Origin of the sequence: Kiloniella antarctica (assembly GCF_042682825.1) — a bacterium.
In the GTDB taxonomy this organism is placed as follows: Bacteria; Pseudomonadota; Alphaproteobacteria; order Kiloniellales; family Kiloniellaceae; genus Kiloniella; species Kiloniella antarctica.
Window position 1 is genome coordinate 519,170 of record NZ_JBHUII010000001.1, and the last position, 23,375, is coordinate 542,544.

A 23,375-nucleotide genomic window follows, 5' to 3' on the forward strand; every position below is an offset into this window, starting at 1 on the left:
CTAATTGTGAAAGATGCGAATCGCTCTTTTCCATTCTAGCACCATGACAAAACCACTCGTTTACGACTAAACCTCTTTCATTACTGTAGGATAAGAGGTCAAGCTTGCAGCCGACGCCTATATAGCTAGACTGCGCCCAAACACCTAATGACGATAACAAAGGTACTCACATGAGCCCCGCTCTCGATCTTCAAGAACGTCCGACCATTCGCTTGAGACCCAAAGCCCAAAAACGCCTGTTAAACGGTTACCCCTGGGTCTTTTCCAACGAGATCGAAATAACGGCAAAGACCAAGCTGTTGGAACCTGGTGTGGTCGTTAGGATCGAAGCCAACGATGGCCAACCTTTGGGTACGGCAATATACAACCGCCAACCTTTGATTTCCGCACGATTGCTCAGCACTAGTGCCAAGGCAATAATTGATGAAGATTTCTTTGTTGCCATTCTTAAGCGTGCTTTGACACTTAGAGACACCCTCTTCAACGTCCCTTATTACCGACTCATCCACGCCGAAGCCGACGGTCTCCCGGGAACCATTATCGATCGCTATGGCGATACACTTGTTCTCCAGGTTAACACCGCAGGTATTGAGAATCTTCTACCAACTCTCCTCGCGGCTTTAGATAAAGTTCTCGACCCAAAGACAGTCGTATTACGAAACGACACACCTTCACGATTGCTCGAAGGTTTGGAATGTTACGATAAAGTGGTCAAAGGAGAGCTAAACGGCCCGATCAAAGTCATTGAACACGACGCAACATTCTTCGCAGAGCTTCAAGAAGGTCAAAAGACTGGTTGGTTCTTTGATCAACGGGACAACAGAAAACTTGCAGCAAGTTTTGCCAAAGATGCGGACGTTCTCGATTGTTATTCATTCGCGGGTGGTTTCACCGTACAATCAGCTCTTGCCGGTGCAAAGTCTGTCATGACGGTTGATCGCAGCCAAACTGCACTCGACCTTGCAGCAATGGCGGCCGCTGAAAACGGCGTCGCAGATAAGTGCACATTTGTTAAAGCTGAGGTGTTTAACTATCTCGCCAAACTTGCAAATGAGGGGGTCACGTTCGATCTCGTCATCGTAGATCCTCCCGCTTTTGTTAAGAGTAAAAAGGATCTTCAACAGGGATCAAAAGGATATCGAAAACTTGCTCGCCTGGCAGCCAAGCTCGTCAAACCCGGTGGATATCTGGTTGCCGCGTCCTGTTCCCACCACATGGACATTGATAATTTCGCAGATCAAATGCGTAAAGGCCTTCTCGATGCCACGAGAACATCACGCCTGCTCTTTACCCGTGGTGCAGGTCCTGACCACCCTGTCCATCCTTTTTTACCTGAATCAGAGTACTTAAAACTCCAACTCTATACTCTCGATTGATAAACATGACCATCAAAGTAGATTTCCTCAGAAACTATCCTGATTGCATAGAAACCTGTGCTAATTGGGAGTACATGACTTGGGGGAAAAATTACGGATGGACGAGAGAGCGTGTTATTGCTGGTTATAAAAGTATGACAAACAAGGGAAACATTGAACAAGCTTTCGTTGCTCTCTCAAGAAATAAGCCAATAGGGACGGTACTTTTGATCGAGAATGATCACGAGAACTACAAACAGTATCGTCCCTGGTTGGCCGCCCTCTATGTTGTCCCTGAGTATCGATGTCGGGGTATTGCGAGAAAGCTTGTCGCCATGGTTGAAGACTTTGCCCGTAGTCGCGGCGAAGACCATTTATTCCTCTATACAACATCCCCCAATATATATAAGGGGATGGGGTGGCAGGTCACAGAATCCTTTGGAGAAAAATCTTCTCAAAAATTTTTAATGAATACCAAACTCTCCAGACTGTAGGATCAACCGAACAATTCGAACTTTTCATCGGTGACACCCTGTCTAATCGGGAGTTCCAGACAGAAACAAGCACCACCAAGTTCTGATGTATCAAGCCAAATATCGCCGCCATGCGCACGCATTAAATCCCGTGTAATCGCAAGCCCCAAACCTGATCCATCCTTACGCGTCGAACCCTTAAAGGGTTTAAAGAGATTATTCCTAATTTCCGGTGGAATTCCGGAACCATCGTCTGCAATTGAAACGATGAAACAATCGATCTCTTTTTGAAGTCGAATATCCACGGTCGAGGCTCCAGCTTGCTCGGCATTTCGTGCAAGGTTCTCAAACACCCTGTAAAGCTGCTCTCTATCCCCCGACACATAAGTTCCAGGCGGGATATAGTTACAAACCGTTAAATCGACACTCTCGGCAACATCTATTGTATCCGCAACTTCCCCCGTAAGTTCATGGAGATCAAACTCCATGATATCAAGCTGTGGCTTACCTTCTTTGGAGAAATTTAACATTTGTCCACAAATGTGAACGGCCCGATCTATAGCTGAAAGCAGAACTGGGGCAACTTCGCGTACTTCTGGATCTTCACTCCGGTTCAAACGATCGGAAATCAGTCTGGCTGTGGCAAGTCCGTTTCGTAAATCGTGATTAATCTTTGCCGCGGCTGTGCCAATTGCGGCCAGTCGCGTTTTCTGCCCAAGAGATTCTTGAAGTGATCCTTGCATAGAAGATAACTCTCTCTCAGCAACCCCTATCTCGTCCATACGTTTCGAAGGTTTTATCACCCCCGTAACATCCTCAGGAGCTTCCCTAAAAGTAATCATATTGCGGGTAATACGCCTGAGAGGCTGAACCAAAAGCCTGTGAAGACTGAGAAAGACCAAAGCCGCCGTCATCAAGGCAATTCCAAGAGACAGGGCCAAAATACGCCAGGAATAGTCAAACATGTCCATACGCAATGGCGCTTCACTCATCACCACCTCGACCAGAACGTCCTTATTCTTTGGTGAAGGCCCAATGACGCGCAGAATACGATGGCGTGATTGAGCCAATACAACAAAAGCATCCTTTATCAGGCCAAAGAAACTTTCTTCACGTAGATCGTACGTGGCATCGACTTCAACATCAGCACCGTTCATTAGCATCAACTTACCCTGACCGGGTCTTTTCAAAACAACCGAAAGGGCATTAACGTGACTCAAGAGTTCCTTTTCAAGGTCCTCACCAACCATCATATCATCAGTGGCATCAAGCGCCAGGATCGCCAGGTGCGCATCAGCCAAATGCTCTTGTAGATAAACCAACCTGAAGCGCCCAATAGAAGGCGCGAAAATCAAAATCTCCGCCAGCAGTACAAACATCGCAGTCAAAATCAAAAGCTTTGCTGACAGGCTTGTCATAAAAGGTGGTAATTGGAGTTTAGGCGGCATGAATCAATTATATCTCACAAAAGTATAGGTTTCAAAACTTGGCCACGAATCCCTACCCGAACTTTGAGAGGAACCTAACAATCATCTTCACTCGATCGCTAAAAAGGGACTCTGTGTAATAACTCCCAGCCACTCTTTTGCTTACCTCCGAAAGAGTTGGATAGGGTGCAATAACATTGGCCACATCACCAATTTTCAATCCTTTTGAAAGAGCCAAACACCAAGGCAAAATCAACTCACCAGCCTGCAACCCCACAATAGATGCCCCGAGTATCTTGCCCTTTTTACTAACGATAACTTTAACTTTGCCCTCTGTACGTCTTTCCGCCCGCGCCCGATCATTGTCCGCATAAGCCCAGGTCAGCACACGGTACTCTTGCCCTGTCTTCGTAGCATCATTCTCGGATAAACCAACCTGCGCCAATTCTGGATCAGTATAGGTTACCCATGGGACTGCGTTGTACGAAACTTTTGCAGGCAATCGAAACAGAGCATTTCGTATGATAATTCCGGCATCATAGGCCGCCATATGAGTAAATTGGTAACCTCCGGTCACATCCCCGGCGGCATAAATTTTCTTGTTGGAGGTACGTAGCCTTTTATCAACAACTATACCTTGACGCTCATAGTCAATGCCTGCAGCTTCGAGGTTCAAGTTTTCAACATTCGGGGCTCGACCTGCTGCCAAGAGAAGATGACTTCCTTTAAGTTCTTTTTCTACACCATCTTCTTCAACTCTCAGTACAATCCCATTTGTATTTTGACTGGCAGAAAGTACTTTTGTGTTTTCCATAATTGCCAAACCATCGGCCTGGAGACGACTTCTAACAACTTCAACAAGATCAGTATCATCCTTTGGCATGATCGTCGCCATCTCAACGATCGTGACTTGGCTTCCTAGATTATGGAACGCCTGTCCCAATTCACATCCGATGGGGCCGCCACCCACAACAATGAGTTTTTTGGGTAAATCTGTAAGATCGAAAACGGATTCATTTGTAAGATAAGAGACTCTATCAATTCCCTTGATCGGAGGCACCATGGCCCGTGACCCCGTTGAGATAATAAAACGACGCGCCTGAACAGTCTCCTCCCCTACTTTAAGAGTCTTAGGATCCAGAAACTCTCCCTTTGCCTGTACAACCCTTACGCCAAGCTCTTCAAATCTTTCAACAGAATCGTGAGGCTCAATATCGGCAATCACCCCTTTCACATGATCATGTACGGCTTGAAAGTCGATCTGTGGCGTCTGGTAATCAACGCCAAAATCTTTGGCCTTTTTCCAATGACGCGCTGCTTTTCCTGCTGTCAGAAGAGCTTTGGAAGGCACACAGCCATAGTTTAAGCAATCCCCTCCCATTCTGCCAGATTCAACGAGAACCGTATCAGCCCCCATTTGAACAGCGCCTGCGGCGATAGATAATCCAGCTGATCCAGCTCCAATAACGCAGATATCCGTTTTAATCATTCTCAACCTCTATCAATTCACGTCATCAATCGCATAACGACATTAACTACCATAAATTAATACCCTGGCATTAATGTCCTGCGTTCACATTCTCAAATTTATTAAGAGATTACGTTCGTTTTTCTTTGTAGAATTTTTTGTAGACAACAGGGATAAGCGACAACAAGGCCAACCCAAGGATAGGAAGAAGAACTTCCGGCTTTAGAATAATGCCAAGGTCGGGAGTCCCGCCAGATCGGAATAAAGCATCCAGCCCATTGCCTACACTTGCATAGACAAAAGTACCTGGAATAATTCCGATAAACGTCGCCACTACATAATTGCGAAGAGACACTCCTACAAATGCAGGGACAAGATTAACCAACCAAAAAGGAAACAACGGTACGAGACGTAAAACGAGAAGATAACTCAATTCATTCTCATGAAAACCTGCCTCCATTGCCCGCAGATATCCTTTGGCCCTTTTGTGGAAGAAATCTCGAAAAGCCGACTTTGCAGCAAGAAACACAAGTGTAGAACCAAGGGTCGCCGCCATGATGGCATAGCTTCCTCCCAGTAAAGACCCGAACAAAAACCCGCCTGCGATCGTCAAGAACGACCCACCCGGTATCGAGAAGGCAACCACAACCGTATAGAGCCCGATAAAAGCAAGAACAGCAATTAAGCCCCGCTCACGAACGAATCCGTCTAATACTTCCCGATTTTCCTGCAGAGCACTAAAACTTAAAAACTCATGCCAACCAAAAGAATAAACAACCAACAATCCTACCACCAATATAAGGAGAGGAAGTAAACGTTTAATCATAAGAACCGGCATTTTATCTTTATTTTCAGGTCTGGTCATCGTGTCATCTATATTTGTCATGAATATATAGTTTTGTAGGAATACTAAAAAAACAAGTCTATCAAGCACTTCACACAGGGATGTGATCGACCGAGAGCACTTATATGTATTAAATACGCCGAATATGATCTCTTTAAGGATAAAAATCATAATTTAGGGCTGTCCCTTGATAGCGAACATTGCTAAGTAGTGTCCAACGGTGGCTATAAAGAATCCGCTTTTGTTTGGTTTTCCCGAACTCTTGAGAAAAAAGTCTCTGATTTCAAAGGAATCCACGGAATCTAGGTTACAGGCGTTGACAGATGCCCGGTGCCCGCTTATACACCCACCACTATTTTCGATAACCTTCCGGATAACGGAGAATTACAGTGAAGCGCACTTTTCAGCCGAGCGTATTGGTACGTAAACGCCGCCATGGCTTTCGCGCACGTAAAGCTACAGTCGGCGGTCGCCGTGTATTAGCTAACCGTCGCGCAAGAGGTCGTAAGCGTCTATCCGCTTAAGACTATGATACCCGAGATCGGAAAGCTCAAAAAGCGATCCGAATTTCTTCGGGTAGCAGCGACGCATAATAAATGGGTCACACCCGGCTTGATTCTTCAAGCCATGCGGCGTCAACCTGAAAGTACTTCTAACTCAGAAGATCTTTCTAGGTCTGACGCCATTTGCATTGGTTTCACGGTAACCAAAAAAGTTGGTAATGCCGTCATACGAAATCGGGTTAAACGTAGATTACGCGCCGTTGCAGCCGAATTACTTTCCGAATATGGGAAAGCTGGACACGACTATGTATTGATAGGACGAAAGACATCAATCTTTCGCACTTATGAAGACCTAAAAAAGGATCTTATTTTTTCCCTGCAGCGGGTAAAAACAGATCGTACAAAGGCTTCAGGCAAACAAAAGCCTCAGGCATAAAACCAATAGTAAAGGAGAACACGATATTGAAAATATTAAGTGCGCTCCTACTTGGTTTTGTAAAGCTGTACCAATATGGAATCTCTCCCTATACTCCCGCAAGCTGCCGATACCACCCTACATGCTCCCAATACGCAAGCGAGGCAATTGTCACGCACGGCGCATTGCAGGGAGGCTGGTTAGCTTTAAAACGTCTCTCCCGCTGCCACCCTTGGGGTGGCCACGGTTTTGACCCTGTACCAGAACCATCTGGCTGCGATCATCACCATGATTGCGAAGCCACGAACAACCGTTGAGCCGATCACAGATGCAAAACGAAGATCAACGTAACATTGTTATTGCTGTTGTCCTGTCAGCAGTCATTCTCTTTGGGTGGACATTTGCGCAGGAATACTTCTTCCCGCCTTCACCAGAGCAAATTGCAGCAAGAGAAGCGGCTCAACAACAAGCACAAAACCAGACGCCTGTCGGTTCTGAAGGTAACATTCCCGATTTACCCGGTGGCACAGACAATTTGCTAAATCGCATTCAAGGCTTACCAAGAGATGAAGCCCTCGCGAACAGCAAACGCATTACCATAGACACCCCAACTGTAAGTGGCAGTATCTCACTGGTTGGCGGACGTGTTGATGATCTGGTTTTAAAAAATTATCAAGAGACCATTGAGGATGACAGCCCCAATGTCGTTCTTCTCTCTCCAGCCGGAACTCAAAATCCTTATTATGCCGATTTTGGATGGCTCTCGAATGACCGGAGCTTGTCTCTCCCAAACAACAAAACCATTTGGGAAACAACAAATACAAACTTAACACCAGACACCCCGGTTACTCTAACCTGGAACAATGGTCAGGGGCTCTCCTTCAAACGAACCCTCAAAATTGATGATGGCTACATGATCAACATTAAACAAAATGTTGAAAACTCATCAGGGCAACCCGTTGAAATTACGCCTTACAGCCGCGTTTCCCGGACAGGCACCCCCGAAACTCTTGGTTATTACATCCTTCACGAAGGACCGATTGGAGTCCTTGGTGGCAGCCTGACTGAAGTTGATTATTCAGATCTTCAAGAAGACAAGGAAATAAAAATTCCGTCTACAGGTGGATGGATCGGAATTACAGACAAGTATTGGCTGACAGCTCTCATTCCTGACCAAAATAAAGAGATCAACAGCAGATTCTTTTACAATGGTAAGAACGGCCCTGATAGATATCAAACCGACTATTTTTACAATGTCGAAACTGTTGAGCCCGGTCAAAATCTAGAATTCGACAGCAATCTTTTTGCTGGAGCTAAGGAAGTTCCTCTCATCGACGCCTACAATGAAAAACTAGGTATACAAGATCTCGATCTTGCAGTTGATTTTGGCTGGTTCTACTACATCACCAAACCTTTCTTCTATGCTCTTCATTGGTTGACCAGCATTATCGGCAATGTCGGCCTGTCAATTATGGCACTGACTGTCTTCATCAAAATGATCCTCTTTCCACTGGCAAACAAATCCTACGTTTCCATGGCCAAGATGAGAAAGCTTCAGCCTAAAATTGTGTTGTTGAAAGAGAAGTTTGGCGAAGATCGTCAGAAACTTAATCAGGAAATGATGACGCTCTACAAGCAGGAGAAGGTCAATCCGATGGCTGGGTGTTTGCCAATCGTCGTGCAAATTCCAATTTTCTTCTCTCTATACAAAGTCCTATTTGTAACGCTTGAGATGCGACAGGCTCCGTTCTATGGCTGGATTCATGATCTCTCTGTTCCAGATCCAACATCTTTGTTTAACGTCTTTGGTTTGATGCCATGGGGTATCCCAGAAGCTGATACAATGATTGCTTTCTTGAACATTGGTATCTGGCCAGTACTCATGGGTATTTCTATGTTCTTGCAACAGCAGCTTAACCCCCAGCCTGCCGATCCAATTCAAGCGAAAGTATTCCTGTTCATGCCATTGTTCTTTACCTTCCTGCTCGGAACCTTCCCGGCTGGCCTGGTCATTTACTGGACATGGAACAACTTGCTTTCACTATTACAACAGGCTGTAATTATGAAAAAGGCTGGCGTATCCCTCGGGCGCACACCAGCACCGAGTAAAAGCTAGTTCATAAAGCAACCCTACTGAACAAAGGCCTCGATAGATGACTATCGGGGCCTTTTCCTTTATTTCTTGCTGTGTGTTGCCGCAAGGATTATTCATATCCAAAGACAAGATCACCACGCCACACAGGCCATGGCACGACAGGAGAAACACGTGACTGACGACACCCCGACCTCAGGGATTACTTTCGACAATCCGGGAGATGATCCTCAACTGGTAGAATCCGGTCGCCTACTCTTTGCCCAATCATGTGATTTTATCCTTGGCGCAACCAAAGATGAGCACATCGGTAATTTCGGCCTCCCAGAAATTGCTTTTGCAGGCAGATCAAATGTTGGAAAGTCTAGTCTTGTCAATGCCCTAACAGGCAGAAAAACACTAGCTAGAACATCCAACACGCCAGGTCGGACACGTCAGCTCAACTTTTTTGATCTTGGCCAAAAACTCATGCTTGTTGACCTACCTGGTTACGGCTATGCCCAAGCTTCGAAATCAGATATCGCCTACTGGACCAATTTGACTCGTAATTATTTGCGTGGCAGAGCAGAATTAAAGCGCATATTTTTACTTATTGATTCTCGTCACGGCGCAAAAGACAGTGACAGAGAAATTATGGATGAACTTGATACTTGCGCCGTTTCCTATCAAATCATTATGACTAAAACAGATAAAATAAAACCTGCCGATTTAGACAAGGTTGAAAAAAACCTCATTACAGAATTAGCAAAACACCCTGCATCTCACCCGCAAATAATTAAAACATCTTCTGTTAAATCTACAGGTATTCCAGAACTTAGAGCGAGCATTGCTGCCCTTACAGAAGCATAACGTTCGCGGCATCACGGTTTTCCCACGATGTAAATTTCGCTATAAGCTTGAAATAATAGGATAATCATCTAGGACTGATAATTTCAACATCCAAAACACCGAAAATTTTCATCCTATATGTTAAAACAACACAAAGGTCGCCAACTATGACAACAAAACACGCTAAGGACCCAAGAAAGTGGCTGCGGACAGCACAGACGATTTCAGAGGCCTTACCGTTTATGCGCCGATATTCAGGGCGTAAAGTTGTCATAAAATACGGTGGTCATGCGATGGGAGATGCAGAGCTTGCTGATAAATTTGCCCACGACATCGTTTTACTTAAACAAGTCGGTATAAGCCCCATCGTGGTTCATGGCGGTGGCCCACAAATAGGGGAGATGCTCAAACGTCTTGCCGTAAATAGCGAGTTTATCGACGGCCTACGAGTTACGGACGCTGAAACTGTTGAAATTGTTGAGATGGTACTCTCTGGTAAAATCAACAAAGGCATCACCGCAGCAATTAACAAAGCAGGCGGAACTGCCGTTGGTGTGTCAGGTAAAGATGGCAGCCTGATCAAAGCACGGAAACTGCAAAGAACGGTAAAAGACGAAGATTCAAATATTGAAAAAGTTTTAGATCTTGGCTTTGTTGGCGAACCAGAAGAAATCAATCCCAGCTTTCTTGAAGAACTCAATAAGTCAGGCATGATCCCTGTCATCGCACCAATTGGTTTTGGTCCGAATGGAGAAACCTACAACATCAATGCAGATACCGCTGCTGGAGCCATTGCTGCCGCGGTGGGCGCATCCCGCTTACTGCTAATGACGGATGTAGCAGGTGTCTTAGACAAAGAAGGTGCTCTCATTTCGGATATAACCGTCGCAAAGGCACATGAGTTGAGAAAAGACGGGACCATTAGTGGCGGAATGATCCCGAAGCTTGAAACTTGTATTAATGCTGTGAACGGAGGGGTTGACGCGGCAGTCATTCTTGACGGACGGGTCGCTCACTCCATGTTGCTCGAGATTTTTACAGATTGTGGTATCGGTACACTGATTAAAAAGGATTGAGCAAACTCAATCCTTTTTAATCATAAATAAAACCACCATATATTTGATCAATTACGGTAACTCGCTATCGTCGAGATAAAGCGTGATCTGCCAATCCAGCTCCTTGTCTGGTATCGGAATATTTCCGTCTTCATCAGCCTTAATCGACTGTTGTGGTGGAATCCCTGCCAATCGAAGCTGTACAAGACTGGCAAGTTCCATCGAAAACCCAGCTTTCCAGACGAGTGCCACCACTGTTTTAGCCGCTCGCGACAGAACCATTCGTCGTGCAATCTTGGCCGGTAAATCAGCTTTCAGTGCCAAAGCGTGTATTGCGAACTCGCGATCACCACAATGAAGACGGGTGGTAATTAGTTCTTCCGTTAATTTTCCTGACTTATTTAGTTTCCTTACTTCATCTTGAATGGCTTGATCATCCACATCATTAATATCTTTTTCATCAAGAACATCTTCCGCGGCTACACGTTTTCTAACTTCCAGACCAATCGCAGTTGAAACATCAGCATCAAGCCCCGGTCGATCCAGAAGGCCTTCCAGAAGGGTTTCAGTCACAAAACCCGCCAAACGCTTCAACGATAGAGCAGATAACTTAGGCCTTTTGACCAAGGGTTTATGCCAAATCTCCACCCCAGGTGCTTGTTCAACAAGTCGATCAAGAGTTTCTTCTCTGATTTGTGCACTTTGGTTATCCAATAAAGAAGCGATCGCGTCATGATCATCAGTTTCAACGATCGCATCTGTTATTTTTTCACCAATATTAGCTCGCCGGGAAATAGCTTTAAGCCGTCCCCCGCGAACACCATCCCAGATTAATTTAAGTAGGTCATCGTCGGTGAGAATCGGAGAGTACTGCAATATAGGTGAGGAAACAGCTTCGTTCTCATCCATGGCAAGTTGTCGGACTAAAGCCACAGGAATAGTGTCGAGATCTTTAAGCGCGCCCGAGAGTATCGTGCGTACCTTACTCTCCTGGTCTTTAATGAGAACCTTCAAGGTTTTTATGACATACTCATGTGCTTTTCGTTGTGTTTTGGGATCTAATTCTGGTGCCAAGTTCGCAATCTTATCCGCAAGCTCCTCCCTTACCTTGGCATCTTTATCTTTCGCAAGAACATAGTCCGCCTGTATGGGGGTGGATACATTTGAAGCGATCGCTTGTCGAACTGCAGGAACCTTATCATCAGCAAGGAAATAAAGGAGTTCAGGCCGTATATTCGTCTGTTTCGCAAGAGAAAGGCGAACCTCTCCATCATCGCTCTCGGCCATCTTTTTTGCGTCTTCATATGCAAATGCTGTTTGCATTACCTTCCCATCCTCTGGTCTACCTATAGGTCTAACCTCTGACCCATCCACAACATCATCACCAAGATTATCAGTTGGATCACTCATCAACCAACCCCATCCAGTTTCTCTTTAACAACATAAACACCGTTTTTCCCAGACCGTTTCACCCTGTACATTGCTTCATCTGAATGTAAAAACAAATCTGAGAGCTCTTGACCTTCACGTGCCCTAAATAGGTAACCACCCACAGAAGCACTGAGGGACCATTCATGATCATCATCGCGTGAAAATGCAGGGATCAAAGCCTCCAATAGGTCTTGAGCTTTACTCGCGGCTTCTTCTTCACGAACCACAGGAAGGAAAATGGCAAACTCATCGCCTCCAAGTCTGGCCAGCCAATCATGGCGCCGCGTTTTGTGTTTTAATACTTCTGCAAAATCCTTTAGCACCTTATCACCTTCTTGATGCCCATAAGCATCGTTCACGTACTTAAAGTTATCCAGATCAAGATAAAGCAACAAATGTGTGCGCTCATCCCCCACGTTATCTTCCAAGAACCCTGATAATAAGTGTTCAAAATGGCGCCTGTTCAACAGTCCGGTCAGCGGGTCTGTGCTCGATAGTGTTTGCAATTCTCGATGGTGACCAAATTGTTGAAGAGAGATTCCTATTTGGGACTGGACTCTTTGAAGGAGTTCGGCCTCCCCTGAGGACCAATTGGCATTCTCACCTTTACGCCACAGGCAGATAGCGCCATTGGCTTGATCTCTAAATTTCGTACTTATAGCGACAAGCACGCCATCAGTACTGGTTTCTTGATAAACAGTTTCTCCCATCTCCAATGCTGTCTGAACCCTGGCTATCGCATCTAATTGTAAAGCTTCACCCTCTTCGGCAACAGCTTGCCAAATTTCACCATCAAAATGGCTGATCATTACCGCATCTACGGGCAAAGCAGGTATTAGACAAGAAGCCGTGGAGGCAAGCATCCGAACGGGAACCATCTCACTTCGAGCGATTTCAAGAATTCGATTATAAATACGTTCTCGGTGAATTTCATCAGCGCGTAGCATCTCTTCTTTGCGAAGTCTTGTTATATCCCGGCAAAACCCTCTGTTCCCATGCCAAATTTCCTCATCACTCCAAAGCGGCATAGATGTAATCACAAGACAGCGTTCGTCACGATAACTATCTTTGACCCAAACCTCCTCTTCAGAACAAGGAACCTTGCAGGAAAAAGGATTGGTCACTGCAGAAGACAAATCTACAAAAAGTTGCGTAATTTTTGACCCTGCAAGCTCTGAAGCAGAGTAACCTAATCCTCCGTCGGGCGTGATAAAGGTGATGACACCATCAATATCGGTTTCCCAAGCAAAATCACAAGAAGCTTCCAAAAGGTCACGGTAACGTTGCCGGGATTCGATTAAAGCAGCACGTAGGTTTCTTTCTAACGAAATATTCCTGCCAAGGAGAAGAGCAGCACGGCCTCCATCCCAAGGAAGCAGCGCGAGATCAAAAGCAGCAAGAACTTTACTTGTTTCTTTCTTCTCCGCGCGGATGAGTAAAGGATTTACCTGAGCGGCTTTGCCATTCAAGGCTGATTTCAAGGCCTCCCGATACTCATCAGATCCACCTCGGTTGATGAACTTGCATAGCAATTCAGCCTGTTCATTAGAACTGGAAACAGCCCCATTGCTTTCCACCAGCACAACAGCACCAGGAAAGTCAGAAAACGGCCCGCCTGGAACGACTAACCCCCAGTGATCCTTATCATTTTTATTGGGCAAAGTACCACTCTTGATAATATTATTATTTTCTTGGTGAAGCATACATTGCTACCCCTCGTAACAACTTTACGCCAAGTTTATCGGAGTCCAGTTAACACGTACTTAAACTTTGCAAATCAATCCATTTTACATCCAACATCACTTCTAGCTTGGCAACGTCTTAAAATCTGCTAGGGATTGCTTACCTAATAAGCCTGAAAATACAAATGCGAGATGCGGTATAATGACAAGCCTGGATGGAAAAGACGTTTGGTTGTTTGACTTGGATAACACTTTGTATCCAGCTTCTAACAACCTGTTTAGCCAAATTGAAAAACGTATGGGGAGTTTTATTCAGGAATATCTGGATTTAGATCCTGCCAAAGCTTATTCCGTACAAAAAGATTATTTCAGAAGGTATGGTACCACTCTTAAAGGGCTTATGGTTAATCATAACCTCGCTCCAAATCTCTTTTTAGATTACGTTCACGACGTGGATTTTTCCATGATCACCCAGAACGTTGCTCTCGGAAACGCCCTTACAAACCTGCCCGGGCGGAAACTGATCTTCACCAATGCATCAAGCTTACACGCAATCAACGTAATGGATCGCTTGGGAATTTCTCACCATTTTGAAGAAATCTATGATATCGCCAACGCTGACTACATCCCCAAGCCAGCTCAATTTCCATATGACAATCTTGTCAAAAAACATAATATAGACCCAAGAAAAACTGTATTCTTTGAGGATTCAGCCAAAAATCTCAAACCCGCTGCAGAAATGGGCATGACAACTGTTTGGGTCAAAACTGACACTGACTGGGCTTCCATCGGAGCAACAAACGAAGACGGAAGTCCGGTGGATTTCATTCACCACCAAACGGATGACCTTGTAGAATGGCTCAATGCCCTTTAACCCGCAAATTTTCTAGAATCGTATAACATCAACAGATTGGCTCTGGAGGCGTTGACAAAATCGTCTCGCCTAACGCATTGTCCCTTCAAACGACCTACTCTGCCTTGGCGGATAACTTAGAGCGATGGGATAGATCATCATGAATACCGATATTCAAAATGTCATTGAGAACGCCTGGGAAAACCGGGAAAAAATATCAGCGGCAACCACTGGGGAAACCCGCCAGGCTGTTGATGAAGCTCTAATGTTAATGGATACAGGTAAACGCCGAGTAGCTGAAAAAGGTCCCGATGGATGGAAAGTTAATCAGTGGCTTAAGAAAGCCGTTTTGCTTTCTTTCCGTCTCAACGACATGTCAATTATTGCTGGTGGCCCTGGTGAAAACACCAACTGGTGGGACAAAGTACCTTCAAAATTTGAAGGCTGGTCTGGTGAACAATTTTCCTCTGCAGGTTTTCGCGCTGTACCGGGCAGCATCGTGCGTCGGTCTGCCTATATCGCGCCGGGTGCTGTTTTGATGCCAAGCTTCGTCAACCTTGGTGCCTATGTTGATAGCGGCACGATGGTTGATACCTGGGCAACAGTTGGTTCCTGTGCCCAAATTGGTAAGAATGTACACCTTTCCGGCGGCACAGGTATTGGAGGTGTTTTAGAACCTCTGCAAGCTGGCCCCGTTATCATTGAAGACAATTGCTTTATTGGTGCCCGCGCCGAGGTTGCCGAAGGTGTAATCGTCGAAGAAGGCTCTGTTCTTTCCATGGGCGTTTACATTGGCGCCTCTACAAAAATTATTGACCGCGAAACCGGCGAGATCTTCATGGGACGCGTCCCAGCCTATTCTGTCGTTGTTTCCGGCACCCTTCCCGGCAAACCACTAGCAGATGGCACACCAGGTCCGAACCTCTATTGCGCCGTAATCGTAAAACGCGTTGATGAACGTACCCGCTCAAAAACATCCATTAACGATCTCTTGCGCGATTAAATTTTAAACCGGAGTCTAAAAATGAGTGTCGAGAACCCCGCGTCAGCCCTGGAAGTCAGCCAGGCGTTAATTCGCTGTCCCTCTGTAACACCAGAGGAAGGCGGGGCACTCGATCTCATGGAAACTCTCCTCAAACCTCTTGGCTTTGAGTGTCAACGACTGCCGTTTGATTGTGCGAATACTTATGGCGTTGATAACCTCTATGCCCGCAGAGGAACGAGTGGTCCCGTATTTGGGTACGGTGGCCATACAGATGTCGTCCCTGTGGGCGATCTACAGGCATGGACTGTCGATCCCTTTGGCGGTGCCGTTGTTGACGGCAAGCTAATTGGTCGTGGTGCAGTCGACATGAAAGGCTCTATTGGCGCTTATGTTGCCGCACTAACCCGCTTCCTTAATGCACCGCAAAATAAAAATTTTGATGGATCTCTCAGCCTGATTATCACAGGCGATGAAGAAGGTATTGGCCAGAACGGGACCAAAAAGGTCCTCGAATGGATGGCTGATAAGGGGGAGACCATGGATGTCTGCTTGATCGGAGAACCGACCAGTAATGACGTTCTTGGAGATATGGTTAAAATTGGCCGGCGCGGCAGTATGAATTTCAGTCTGTCAGTACGGGGCATTCAAGGGCATACAGCCTACCCGCAGCTGGCCAGTAATCCGATACACCCTCTCGTCACCATGTTACACAACCTTCTCGAAGAACCCTTAGATAGTGGAACAGAACACTTTCCCCCTTCGAGTTTGCAACTGACAACCATCGATGTCGGCAATACCACAACCAACGTCATTCCCGCAGATGCCAAAGCCCATTTCAATGTTCGCTTTAGTGATCTTTACTCATCTGAACAAGTTGAAGCATGGGTGCGCGAACGCCTTCACCGTGCGGATTTTGAATATGATCTTCAAATAAGAGTATCTGGGGAATCTTTCCTGTGTCCCCCCGGTCCTCTTAGTGGATTGATCTCCCAATCCATTGAAAAAATCACAGGTATCAAGGCAGAACTTGGTACCTCAGGTGGCACTTCTGATGCTCGTTTTATCAAAGATTATGCTACCGTAGCGGAATTCGGCCTGCTCAACGATACAGCTCATAAAGTTGATGAACATTGCTCTGTTCAGGAGTTGGAAGATCTTTCGCGTATTTATGAATCCATGCTTAAAGGATATTTCAAAGTTTGATCCCCTCTATCGCAGAGATAAAACAGAACTTACTTGGCACCCTTCCATTTATGCGTTTTGACAAACGTGGCCTTGGGTACCTTGTAATCAGTGATGAACTTTTTTGGAAATCCTTCTTCGCCGCGGTACTTTGTTATCCCGGCGCATAGTTTATCAGCACCCTGCAAGAACCCGAAATAGCAACCACCCTGGATCCCTTTACAGTCCTTCTGATTGATACGCTGTTTTACCTCGTCAGTTGGTTGGTTTATCCCGTCTTTATGCATGCGCTGCTCGTGCTCCATAACAAACGGGACAACTATAAGCTTTTCATCATCAGTTTTAATTGGTTGCAAGTATGGCAAATCATCTTCTTAGTTTGCTTGCACACCCTGACAAATAGCGACCTTCTCACGCCAACAATCATTGATTTCTTAGGGCTATTGGGGATGTTGTATATACTGGGAACTCAGGCTTATATGACAAAGGTCACCATCGAAACCAACTGGTTTTCGGCCTCAGCGTTTGTCTTCTTCAATATTCTTTTGGCGATGAGTATGTACAAACTCAATACCGCACTGATTGCCTGCTAAACTTAAGGGGCCATTCCGGAGCTATTGAGCCGTTGCACTTTCGCCTGCCGACAGGTCATGTCCGACATCTTCCTCTTGAGGATCAAACTTGACCCCAACAAAATACAGCCCCCATGCAGGTGCCATTTCTCCGGCTTGACTGCGATCTTTTGCTTCCAGAACACGTTTGATGTCTTCTTTCGTCCATTTCCCTATACCTACCTTTTTCAAAGATCCTGCGATGTTTCGGACTTGGTGGTAAAGAAACGAACGGGCCGAGAGTTCAATACGAATTTCTTCGCCAACTCTGCCCACCGAGATCTGATTTATTGATTTTATTGGGGATTTTGCCTGGCAATCCTTTGCCCGAAAGGATGAAAAATCATGAACACCGACCAAGGCTTGAGCTGCTTCATGCATCGCGTCGGCATTTAATTGTTGCGGGACAAACCAAGCGCGTTTGTGATCGAGAACCAAATGCGCTCGACGGTTCACAATCCGATAAAGATAACTTCTTTCTGTCGCGGAAAAGCGCGCATGAAAGTCATCATTCACAATTTCAGCATCAACGACAGCAACTTTGGCAGGGCGTATATGAAAATTGATCGCCTCACGTACTTTAAAAGCGGGAAACTCTCGCTTCAGATCCATAGACACAACTTGCCCAAAGGCGTGTACGCCGCTGTCCGTCCTCCCAGAAGCAAAGACCTGAACGGGCTCTCCACAGAACTTGAAAATAGCGTCTTCTAGAACTTCTTGTACTGAGATCTGTTCTTTTTGGCGTTGCCAGCCAAAAAAATCAGTCCCGTCATATTCGATGGTGAGTTTATAGCGTGTCATCCGCTCTTTGGTCCGTCGAGTTTTATACCCTTACTCAGTGGATACCCGTTCAAAAAGGCTTTGGCATCCATACTGCCTTTACCCGGGCGTTGTAACCGATCAATACGAAGCGCATCCTTACCACAAGAAACAAGCAATAAATCATCGAGCAATGTGCCTGGTTCATGATTTTCTTGTGTTGCCATATCATCAAAAGAAACAAGAGTCGTTTCCTGTACCTTTATCCGGTCCCCTTCATAAGTAAAGTGAACACCCGGCCAAGGAGTTAAGGCTCGAATTTTTCGATCAATCTCCACAGCAGGCAGTGACCAATCAAGCTCACTCTCTTCACGGGTAAGTTTCTTGGCATAAGTCACGCCGTCCTCTTGTTGCGGAATAGGCGTCAAAGAAGCATCGTTCATACCCTCAAGAGCTTTTACAATGAGTTCGCTACCAATTTTCGAGAGTTCATCATGTAAACTGGAAGCTGTCGTCTGATCCGTAATAGCAACCCGCCCCTCAAGGATAACATCCCCAGCATCGAGTTCTTCCACCATCTGCATAATTGCAACTCCGCTCTCAGCATCACCCGCTTCGATAGCACGTTGTATCGGAGCTGCACCGCGCCATCTTGGTAACAGAGAAGCATGGATATTTACACATCCCATTCTCGGTGCAACCAAGGCTTCTGTCGGTAAAATCAATCCATAAGCGACAACAACAGCGACATCGACCTCAAGGTTGCGAAATTCGTCTTGAATATCTTTATTACGAAAGCTTTTAGGCGTATAGACAGGCCAACCATTTTCAACGGCTACGGCATGAACAGGAGATAGCTTTGCTTTTTGTCCTCTGCCTGCCGGGCGTGGTGGTTGGCTATACACAGCCACAACTTCATGCCCGGCCTCTGCCAGAGCCTCTAAACAAGGAACAGAGAAATCGGGCGTTCCCATAAAGGCAATCCTCAATTTATTCATTTAGAATTTCCTTGTCTTAAATACGATGTCAGCATAGGTCTCGCTTAAAAAAACTCAATACAAAGGCTTAATGCCCGATATTAATCAGCCGCTTTTGCTGCGACAATCTTCTTGAGCTTTTTCATAATCATTCCCCGTTTAAGTTTGGAAATATGATCCACAAAAAGCAGCCCATCCAAGTGGTCAATTTCATGTTGAATACACGTTGCCAGCAAATCATCCGCTTCAAGTTCTTGTTTTTTACCATTCTCATCAAGATAGGTCATCTTGATGGCGGCTGGACGTTCAACATCTGCATACTGTTCGGGCAAAGAAAGGCAGCCCTCTTGATAAACTGACCATTCATCAGATTCCCAAGTGATCTCTGGATTAATCATGCAATAAGGCTGGTTTTCTTCCTTATCATCACTAACATCAACCACAATAACTCTCTTGGTTACCCCAACCTGACAAGCCGCCAAACCAATGCCTGGCGCTTTATACATTGTCTCCAGCATATCGCTAACAAGCGTCCGAATGTTATCGTCGACTTCCGCTACAGGTTCGCAAACGGTTTTTAGCACCGGATCCGGTGCAATAACTATTTCTAGAATAGCCATAATTACTCGCTATTATCTTACAGTTTAAATTTATGGACTAATTTCCTATTTTTCTGAGATCTACAGCCCTTTTCTCTTTGGTATTGTCTTGGAAGCTTAAGGTCAAGCAAAGCCTTATATAGAACCTCAATACTGACGTTTCCTATAGCCTCGTGTTACAGTACATTTCGAATCGTACAATTCAAAATTTCACAAAAATACAGGACTTCTAATGGATCTCACGGCTCTTCTCATTGGTGGCTTCTCTGGCCTTGCTATCGCGTCGTTCATTGGACTGCTTATTCATCAGAAAGTTCGTAATCAGCTTTCCGAACTTAATGCGAATTATCAAGCACAATTGAGCCGTAAAAATGAGCTTGTGCTCGAGTTAGATAAACTGCGTCTAGAATATCAAAACCTATCTACGGACCGTGAAGAGCTACACGAAGCTTTGAATGATACAGCCACCCGCGCAGCCATAGAGGAACAAAAAGCAACTAGAATTCCTGAGCTGTTAGCCCAGACAAAAGCTTTAGAAAAAGAGATCCTAGAGTTTCGTAATATGAACGCTCACCTTGAAAACAAAGCGACAGAAAGCAGAACTACCCTTGAAAAAGAACGAGAGTCCCATACTGAAAAATTACAAATCCTGGATGAAGCTCGCGCAAAACTCACTGAACAGTTTGAAAACCTTGCGAACCGTATACTCGAAGAGAAAACAAAGAAATTTACTGAGCAAAACAAACAAGGCCTTGAAACTCTCCTTAACCCGCTCAAGGAAAATATCCAGAACTTTCAAAAGAAGGTTGAAGAAACTTACGACAAGGAATCCAAAGAACGATTTTCTCTACATAAAGAAGTACAACGGCTCTCAGACCTCAATAAACAAGTCAGCGAAGATACGCATAACCTGACAAAAGCCCTCAAAGGACAAAGTCAAACCCAGGGGGCCTGGGGTGAAATGATTTTGGAAATGGTTCTGGAAAAATCTGGCCTGAGTAAAGGTCGTGAATACGATGTCCAGCAGTCCCTCAATAACGAAGAAGGTAAACGATACCGTCCAGACGTAATTGTTCATCTCCCCAACGGCAAAGATATCGTTATTGATTCCAAAGTATCCCTTACTGCTTATGAGCGTTATCACTCATCAGAAGAGGAAAAAGAGATTGCAGCAGCCCTTTCTGAACATGTTACCTCTATTCAAAGTCATGTAAGAGATCTGTCCAAAAAATCGTATCAAGATCTGGAAACGATCCGTTCACTCGATTACGTTTTACTTTTCATGCCAATCGAAGGGGCTTTTAGTGCCGCTGTACAGCATCATCCTGATCTCGTTGGTCAAGCCTTGGAAAAGAACGTTGTTATCGTAACGCCCTCTACTCTCTTACTTGCCTTACGGACCGTCGAGAATATTTGGCGATATGAGGACCAAAACCAAAACGCACAAAAAATTGCCGAACGGGCAGGCAAACTCTACGATAAATTTGTTGGTTTTGCGGATGATCTCGCCAAAGTTGGTGATTTCTTAGACAAAGCACAAAACAGCCATGACGAAGCCTTTAAAAAACTCACAAACGGTAGAGGTAATCTCGTCCGACAGGTAGATCAGTTACAAAAAATGGGTGCTAAAACCACAAAAGCTCTGCCTGATAGTCTGACAGAGCTTTTGGATGACGATGATCCCGACGATAAAGTAGAAGACGTGGTTCTAATTTCTGACAAAAACACTTAAAGCAAGTGCCTTATTGTTCGTGAGAAACCCGTAACTTGTAATCAAAGGTGCTTTTCCCTTTTGCAGGAACATCAACGGTCCAGATAACTTTTCGCGAAGATTCTTTAACGTGTTTTGCGCTCTCTTCCAGAATTTTCCAGTTTCCTGGCAAATGTCCGACAACATCAACACTGACACTTTTATCACCACTGTTGCTCAAAGTGATTTCCTGGGTAAGTTGATAACTGTTGCGAGAAAGATTTTCATAAGACGTCTGTGTTCCCCGACCCGTCACCTGGTTGGCAGAACCGATCACCAATTCAATCTCTTCGCCAACAGGAACCGCTTGCATCGCATCTTCACCCATGAAGATTGAAGAAGCCTCACCCTCAGATTTTTGGTAAACCCGCAAGGTTCCTTCTGGAAGGGCTTGGCCGAGACCTTTTGCTTTCGTATTTGTTGATTTGAGAACAATCTCAGCCTGCTGCCTTCCGGTATCATCATTTCCAGCATAGGGCTGAATAAGCTGTTGGAACCGAAAACGTTTTTCAACCACAACAGCATTGTTTTCGAGGAGTGTTACCTGTTTTGTTTCCACTCCGCCAATATCAACTTTTCCAGGAAGGACATAGACATCACGGTCAGCGACTGACTGACGTTGCGGCATCGACGACTTGGCGTACCCTCCCGCATCTTGTTCCATCGCCATCATTACATTTCTTGGGGCTGGGGCCTGCTGTACTCGGTTGACTTCGCCCGCAACCAGTCTGATACTTGCCTGTTCAAAGTTTACACCTGTTTGATTGGTCAGGGTTGCCATCCCCTTCAAAGCCAACGTTGTTCCACTTGGATCGAGTTCTGCGACATAAGTCACACGCCAATCTAGTCCACCTGTGAGGTACGTCAGCTGAAGGTCTTGTTCTCCGGCTTTTTCACTTTCAACAACAGCAAGTAAAGTTGGGCCTGACCTCAACCCCTCAGGAATAGCATCATAAACCAATCGACCGGGTATAGATGTTTCAATTTTATCGCCAATACGAAGAACAAGCCCTTCCCGAACGGCGAGGACTTCTGCTTTTACACTCGTTTCTTCACCTGTTTGCGGGTTGGTTTTTATAACGGTAATGGTTTTGCCTAAAGAAGCAGCAAGTAGACGCTGAGGAGAAAGAATTTCCTGATCTAGTCGCTGCTCACGAATACCAAGTCCCTTACTCTCAAGGAAAAGACTATCGAGGATGAGGTGAGGACTGACGTCTTCCAGGGCGAGTGTACTCCCCCCTTGAGAAAGTTTACTTCTACGAGTCTGGCTTACCTGACCAAGGTTACCGCTATAAAAAACCAATTCAGTTGATTTGTTAGCCTCAGCCCCAATAGAAACTTCTTCAGCTCCCGCAACTGAAACACCTCCACTGGCACACGCAACTGCTCCCACAACATAACCAATACGGAAGAGTTTTGATATTTTTGTCATAGTCTCACTTTCAAGATCAGAAACAGTTAAATGCAACATGTCTATCAATTAGGACAAAAGTTTGTCTCTATAAGGGCAAAATTTTACTATTTTCGATAGGTAATACTATTCGCAAATTGTTGCACTTCTGATTTTGTATAACGGGCTTCACCACAATCATATCCGATGAGTATACCGGTCGGATTTGAATTATGGTTATAACCAGCAAGAGTAGCCGCTCTAACAGACTGCATAAATGCCATACAGTCTTCCTTTTTATCATTCTTTACTTCAGCGTAATAAAACTTCCCATATTTATTTGTTGTCGTTTGAACCATTTTTGCAGAAATACCAGAGGCACTTTCTTTAAAGACATTCCAATCTGAAAGGTGGTTACCAAATTCTTTTGCGTCAACTTTCATTCTATAATGACGCGCATGCCCGGCTTTGGTGAGAAACAAGCTCCCATCTTCCCAAACCCATTCTTCCTGATAAGTACCACTATGCGTTACTTTTCTCGCATAGAGAGAGGTTTGTTTCGTTTGGTTCCAATCAAGAATTGCCTCTTCTTTTGGAATTCCCTCCCAGTCAGTCCACCCATTATTGGTTGTCTGACACCCGCTAAGAGCGAATACAAAAATTATGGACAAAGAAACAATGATTTTAGACATAGAA

The 23,375-nt window shown here is 45.2% G+C and carries 24 protein-coding genes; 13 read left to right on the top strand and 11 right to left on the bottom strand.

What is annotated here, in order from left to right:
• The first annotated feature begins 170 nt into the window (after positions 1–170).
• Together ACFSKO_RS02495 and ACFSKO_RS02500 are read left to right on the top strand one after the other, a co-directional pair.
• Positions 171–1,376: a class I SAM-dependent rRNA methyltransferase gene (locus ACFSKO_RS02495; protein ID WP_380248065.1), complete on the top strand. Its 1,206-nt coding sequence runs from the start codon at positions 171–173 to the stop codon at positions 1,374–1,376.
• Positions 1,377–1,381: 5 nt separating this feature from the next.
• Positions 1,382–1,849 (top strand): GNAT family N-acetyltransferase, encoded by a 468-nt coding sequence (locus ACFSKO_RS02500; protein WP_380248067.1) that lies wholly within the window; start codon positions 1,382–1,384, stop codon positions 1,847–1,849.
• 2 nt (positions 1,850–1,851) lie between these two features.
• On the opposite strand, the gene ACFSKO_RS02505 is transcribed toward ACFSKO_RS02500, so the two are convergent.
• The 3 genes from ACFSKO_RS02505 to ACFSKO_RS02515 all read right to left on the bottom strand — a co-directional run bounded on the left by ACFSKO_RS02505 (position 1,852) and on the right by ACFSKO_RS02515 (position 5,588).
• Entirely contained in the window at positions 1,852–3,276 is a 1,425-nt protein-coding gene (locus tag ACFSKO_RS02505; RefSeq protein ID WP_380248069.1) for a sensor histidine kinase, read from the bottom strand.
• Positions 3,277–3,328: 52 nt separating this feature from the next.
• On the bottom strand, positions 3,329–4,744 hold the full coding sequence (locus ACFSKO_RS02510) for a dihydrolipoyl dehydrogenase family protein (RefSeq protein WP_380248071.1): 1,416 nt from the start codon (positions 4,742–4,744) through the stop codon (positions 3,329–3,331).
• Between the two features lie 109 nt (positions 4,745–4,853).
• On the bottom strand, positions 4,854–5,588 hold the full coding sequence (locus tag ACFSKO_RS02515) for a TVP38/TMEM64 family protein (RefSeq protein WP_380248073.1): 735 nt from the start codon (positions 5,586–5,588) through the stop codon (positions 4,854–4,856).
• 368 nt (positions 5,589–5,956) lie between these two features.
• On the opposite strand from ACFSKO_RS02515, the gene rpmH reads away from it, so the two are divergent.
• From rpmH to argB, 6 genes are all read left to right on the top strand, one after another.
• Entirely contained in the window at positions 5,957–6,091 is a 135-nt protein-coding gene (gene rpmH / locus ACFSKO_RS02520) for a 50S ribosomal protein L34 (protein WP_083921781.1), read from the top strand.
• A 4-nt stretch (positions 6,092–6,095) separates the two neighbouring features.
• On the top strand, positions 6,096–6,506 hold the full coding sequence (rnpA, locus tag ACFSKO_RS02525; protein WP_380248076.1) for a ribonuclease P protein component: 411 nt from the start codon (positions 6,096–6,098) through the stop codon (positions 6,504–6,506).
• 26 nt (positions 6,507–6,532) lie between these two features.
• Positions 6,533–6,802: a membrane protein insertion efficiency factor YidD gene (gene yidD / locus ACFSKO_RS02530; RefSeq protein WP_380248078.1), complete on the top strand. Its 270-nt coding sequence runs from the start codon at positions 6,533–6,535 to the stop codon at positions 6,800–6,802.
• A gap of 11 nt (positions 6,803–6,813) precedes the next feature.
• Positions 6,814–8,601 (top strand): membrane protein insertase YidC, encoded by a 1,788-nt coding sequence (gene yidC, locus ACFSKO_RS02535; protein WP_380248080.1) that lies wholly within the window; start codon positions 6,814–6,816, stop codon positions 8,599–8,601.
• A 129-nt stretch (positions 8,602–8,730) separates the two neighbouring features.
• The gene (yihA, locus tag ACFSKO_RS02540; RefSeq protein WP_380248082.1) at positions 8,731–9,426 is read left to right on the top strand and encodes a ribosome biogenesis GTP-binding protein YihA/YsxC; all 696 of its coding nucleotides are present in this window, start codon (positions 8,731–8,733) and stop codon (positions 9,424–9,426) included.
• Between the two features lie 146 nt (positions 9,427–9,572).
• The gene (gene argB, locus ACFSKO_RS02545; protein WP_380248085.1) at positions 9,573–10,481 is read left to right on the top strand and encodes an acetylglutamate kinase; all 909 of its coding nucleotides are present in this window, start codon (positions 9,573–9,575) and stop codon (positions 10,479–10,481) included.
• A gap of 51 nt (positions 10,482–10,532) precedes the next feature.
• Here argB and ACFSKO_RS02550 read toward each other — a convergent pair whose 3' ends face one another.
• Together ACFSKO_RS02550 and ACFSKO_RS02555 are read right to left on the bottom strand one after the other, a co-directional pair.
• On the bottom strand, positions 10,533–11,870 hold the full coding sequence (locus ACFSKO_RS02550) for a DUF2336 domain-containing protein (RefSeq protein ID WP_380248087.1): 1,338 nt from the start codon (positions 11,868–11,870) through the stop codon (positions 10,533–10,535).
• A complete protein-coding gene (locus tag ACFSKO_RS02555) occupies positions 11,870–13,594 on the bottom strand; it encodes a diguanylate cyclase (protein ID WP_380248089.1) in 1,725 nt (574 codons plus the stop codon). Before ACFSKO_RS02555 ends, ACFSKO_RS02550 begins: the two co-directional genes overlap by 1 nt.
• 181 nt (positions 13,595–13,775) lie before the next feature.
• Between ACFSKO_RS02555 and ACFSKO_RS02560 the strand changes: the two genes are divergently transcribed.
• From ACFSKO_RS02560 to dapE, 3 genes are all read left to right on the top strand, one after another.
• Positions 13,776–14,447, top strand: coding sequence for a pyrimidine 5'-nucleotidase (locus ACFSKO_RS02560; RefSeq protein ID WP_380248091.1), 672 nt, complete (start codon positions 13,776–13,778; stop codon positions 14,445–14,447).
• Positions 14,448–14,586: 139 nt separating this feature from the next.
• On the top strand, positions 14,587–15,429 hold the full coding sequence (gene dapD / locus ACFSKO_RS02565) for a 2,3,4,5-tetrahydropyridine-2,6-dicarboxylate N-succinyltransferase (protein ID WP_380248093.1): 843 nt from the start codon (positions 14,587–14,589) through the stop codon (positions 15,427–15,429).
• Between the two features lie 21 nt (positions 15,430–15,450).
• Positions 15,451–16,614 carry a succinyl-diaminopimelate desuccinylase gene (gene dapE, locus ACFSKO_RS02570; protein ID WP_380248095.1) on the top strand — a complete coding sequence of 388 codons (1,164 nt, stop codon included), beginning with the start codon at positions 15,451–15,453 and terminating at the stop codon, positions 16,612–16,614.
• 29 nt (positions 16,615–16,643) lie between these two features.
• On the opposite strand, the gene ACFSKO_RS02575 is transcribed toward dapE, so the two are convergent.
• Entirely contained in the window at positions 16,644–16,958 is a 315-nt protein-coding gene (locus ACFSKO_RS02575; RefSeq protein WP_380248097.1) for a hypothetical protein, read from the bottom strand.
• An 84-nt stretch (positions 16,959–17,042) separates the two neighbouring features.
• Between ACFSKO_RS02575 and ACFSKO_RS02580 the strand changes: the two genes are divergently transcribed.
• On the top strand, positions 17,043–17,186 hold the full coding sequence (locus ACFSKO_RS02580) for a hypothetical protein (protein ID WP_380248099.1): 144 nt from the start codon (positions 17,043–17,045) through the stop codon (positions 17,184–17,186).
• Between the two features lie 21 nt (positions 17,187–17,207).
• On the opposite strand, the gene truA is transcribed toward ACFSKO_RS02580, so the two are convergent.
• The 3 genes from truA to def form a co-directional block, all read right to left on the bottom strand.
• Positions 17,208–18,005 carry a tRNA pseudouridine(38-40) synthase TruA gene (truA, locus tag ACFSKO_RS02585; RefSeq protein ID WP_380248101.1) on the bottom strand — a complete coding sequence of 266 codons (798 nt, stop codon included), beginning with the start codon at positions 18,003–18,005 and terminating at the stop codon, positions 17,208–17,210.
• Positions 18,002–18,961, bottom strand: coding sequence for a methionyl-tRNA formyltransferase (fmt, locus tag ACFSKO_RS02590; protein ID WP_380248103.1), 960 nt, complete (start codon positions 18,959–18,961; stop codon positions 18,002–18,004). Before fmt ends, truA begins: the two co-directional genes overlap by 4 nt.
• A gap of 80 nt (positions 18,962–19,041) precedes the next feature.
• Entirely contained in the window at positions 19,042–19,560 is a 519-nt protein-coding gene (def, locus tag ACFSKO_RS02595) for a peptide deformylase (protein WP_380248105.1), read from the bottom strand.
• 211 nt (positions 19,561–19,771) lie between these two features.
• Here def and ACFSKO_RS02600 point away from each other — a divergent pair, with 211 nt between their 5' ends.
• Positions 19,772–21,271 (top strand): DNA recombination protein RmuC, encoded by a 1,500-nt coding sequence (locus ACFSKO_RS02600; RefSeq protein WP_380248107.1) that lies wholly within the window; start codon positions 19,772–19,774, stop codon positions 21,269–21,271.
• A 10-nt stretch (positions 21,272–21,281) separates the two neighbouring features.
• Here ACFSKO_RS02600 and ACFSKO_RS02605 read toward each other — a convergent pair whose 3' ends face one another.
• Entirely contained in the window at positions 21,282–22,721 is a 1,440-nt protein-coding gene (locus tag ACFSKO_RS02605) for a DUF4139 domain-containing protein (protein WP_380248109.1), read from the bottom strand.
• An 86-nt stretch (positions 22,722–22,807) separates the two neighbouring features.
• A complete protein-coding gene (locus ACFSKO_RS02610) occupies positions 22,808–23,371 on the bottom strand; it encodes a hypothetical protein (protein WP_380248111.1) in 564 nt (187 codons plus the stop codon).
• Positions 23,372–23,375 lie beyond the last annotated feature (4 nt).

What these genes read in the sequence shown, in the direction of transcription:
- ACFSKO_RS02495 (WP_380248065.1), top strand. Translation starts at nt 171, where the DNA reads ATGAGCCCCGCTCTCGATCTTCAAGAACGTCCGACCATTCGCTTGAGA.
- ACFSKO_RS02500 (WP_380248067.1), top strand. Translation starts at nt 1,382, where the DNA reads ATGACCATCAAAGTAGATTTCCTCAGAAACTATCCTGATTGCATAGAA.
- ACFSKO_RS02505 (WP_380248069.1), bottom strand. Translation starts at nt 3,276, where the DNA reads ATGCCGCCTAAACTCCAATTACCACCTTTTATGACAAGCCTGTCAGCA.
- ACFSKO_RS02510 (WP_380248071.1), bottom strand. Translation starts at nt 4,744, where the DNA reads ATGATTAAAACGGATATCTGCGTTATTGGAGCTGGATCAGCTGGATTA.
- ACFSKO_RS02515 (WP_380248073.1), bottom strand. Translation starts at nt 5,588, where the DNA reads ATGACCAGACCTGAAAATAAAGATAAAATGCCGGTTCTTATGATTAAA.
- rnpA (WP_380248076.1), top strand. Translation starts at nt 6,096, where the DNA reads ATGATACCCGAGATCGGAAAGCTCAAAAAGCGATCCGAATTTCTTCGG.
- yidC (WP_380248080.1), top strand. Translation starts at nt 6,814, where the DNA reads ATGCAAAACGAAGATCAACGTAACATTGTTATTGCTGTTGTCCTGTCA.
- yihA (WP_380248082.1), top strand. Translation starts at nt 8,731, where the DNA reads ATGGCACGACAGGAGAAACACGTGACTGACGACACCCCGACCTCAGGG.
- argB (WP_380248085.1), top strand. Translation starts at nt 9,573, where the DNA reads ATGACAACAAAACACGCTAAGGACCCAAGAAAGTGGCTGCGGACAGCA.
- ACFSKO_RS02550 (WP_380248087.1), bottom strand. Translation starts at nt 11,870, where the DNA reads ATGAGTGATCCAACTGATAATCTTGGTGATGATGTTGTGGATGGGTCA.
- ACFSKO_RS02555 (WP_380248089.1), bottom strand. Translation starts at nt 13,594, where the DNA reads ATGCTTCACCAAGAAAATAATAATATTATCAAGAGTGGTACTTTGCCC.
- ACFSKO_RS02560 (WP_380248091.1), top strand. Translation starts at nt 13,776, where the DNA reads ATGACAAGCCTGGATGGAAAAGACGTTTGGTTGTTTGACTTGGATAAC.
- dapD (WP_380248093.1), top strand. Translation starts at nt 14,587, where the DNA reads ATGAATACCGATATTCAAAATGTCATTGAGAACGCCTGGGAAAACCGG.
- dapE (WP_380248095.1), top strand. Translation starts at nt 15,451, where the DNA reads ATGAGTGTCGAGAACCCCGCGTCAGCCCTGGAAGTCAGCCAGGCGTTA.
- ACFSKO_RS02580 (WP_380248099.1), top strand. Translation starts at nt 17,043, where the DNA reads ATGTTGTATATACTGGGAACTCAGGCTTATATGACAAAGGTCACCATC.
- truA (WP_380248101.1), bottom strand. Translation starts at nt 18,005, where the DNA reads ATGACACGCTATAAACTCACCATCGAATATGACGGGACTGATTTTTTT.
- fmt (WP_380248103.1), bottom strand. Translation starts at nt 18,961, where the DNA reads ATGAATAAATTGAGGATTGCCTTTATGGGAACGCCCGATTTCTCTGTT.
- def (WP_380248105.1), bottom strand. Translation starts at nt 19,560, where the DNA reads ATGGCTATTCTAGAAATAGTTATTGCACCGGATCCGGTGCTAAAAACC.
- ACFSKO_RS02600 (WP_380248107.1), top strand. Translation starts at nt 19,772, where the DNA reads ATGGATCTCACGGCTCTTCTCATTGGTGGCTTCTCTGGCCTTGCTATC.
- ACFSKO_RS02605 (WP_380248109.1), bottom strand. Translation starts at nt 22,721, where the DNA reads ATGACAAAAATATCAAAACTCTTCCGTATTGGTTATGTTGTGGGAGCA.
- ACFSKO_RS02610 (WP_380248111.1), bottom strand. Translation starts at nt 23,371, where the DNA reads ATGTCTAAAATCATTGTTTCTTTGTCCATAATTTTTGTATTCGCTCTT.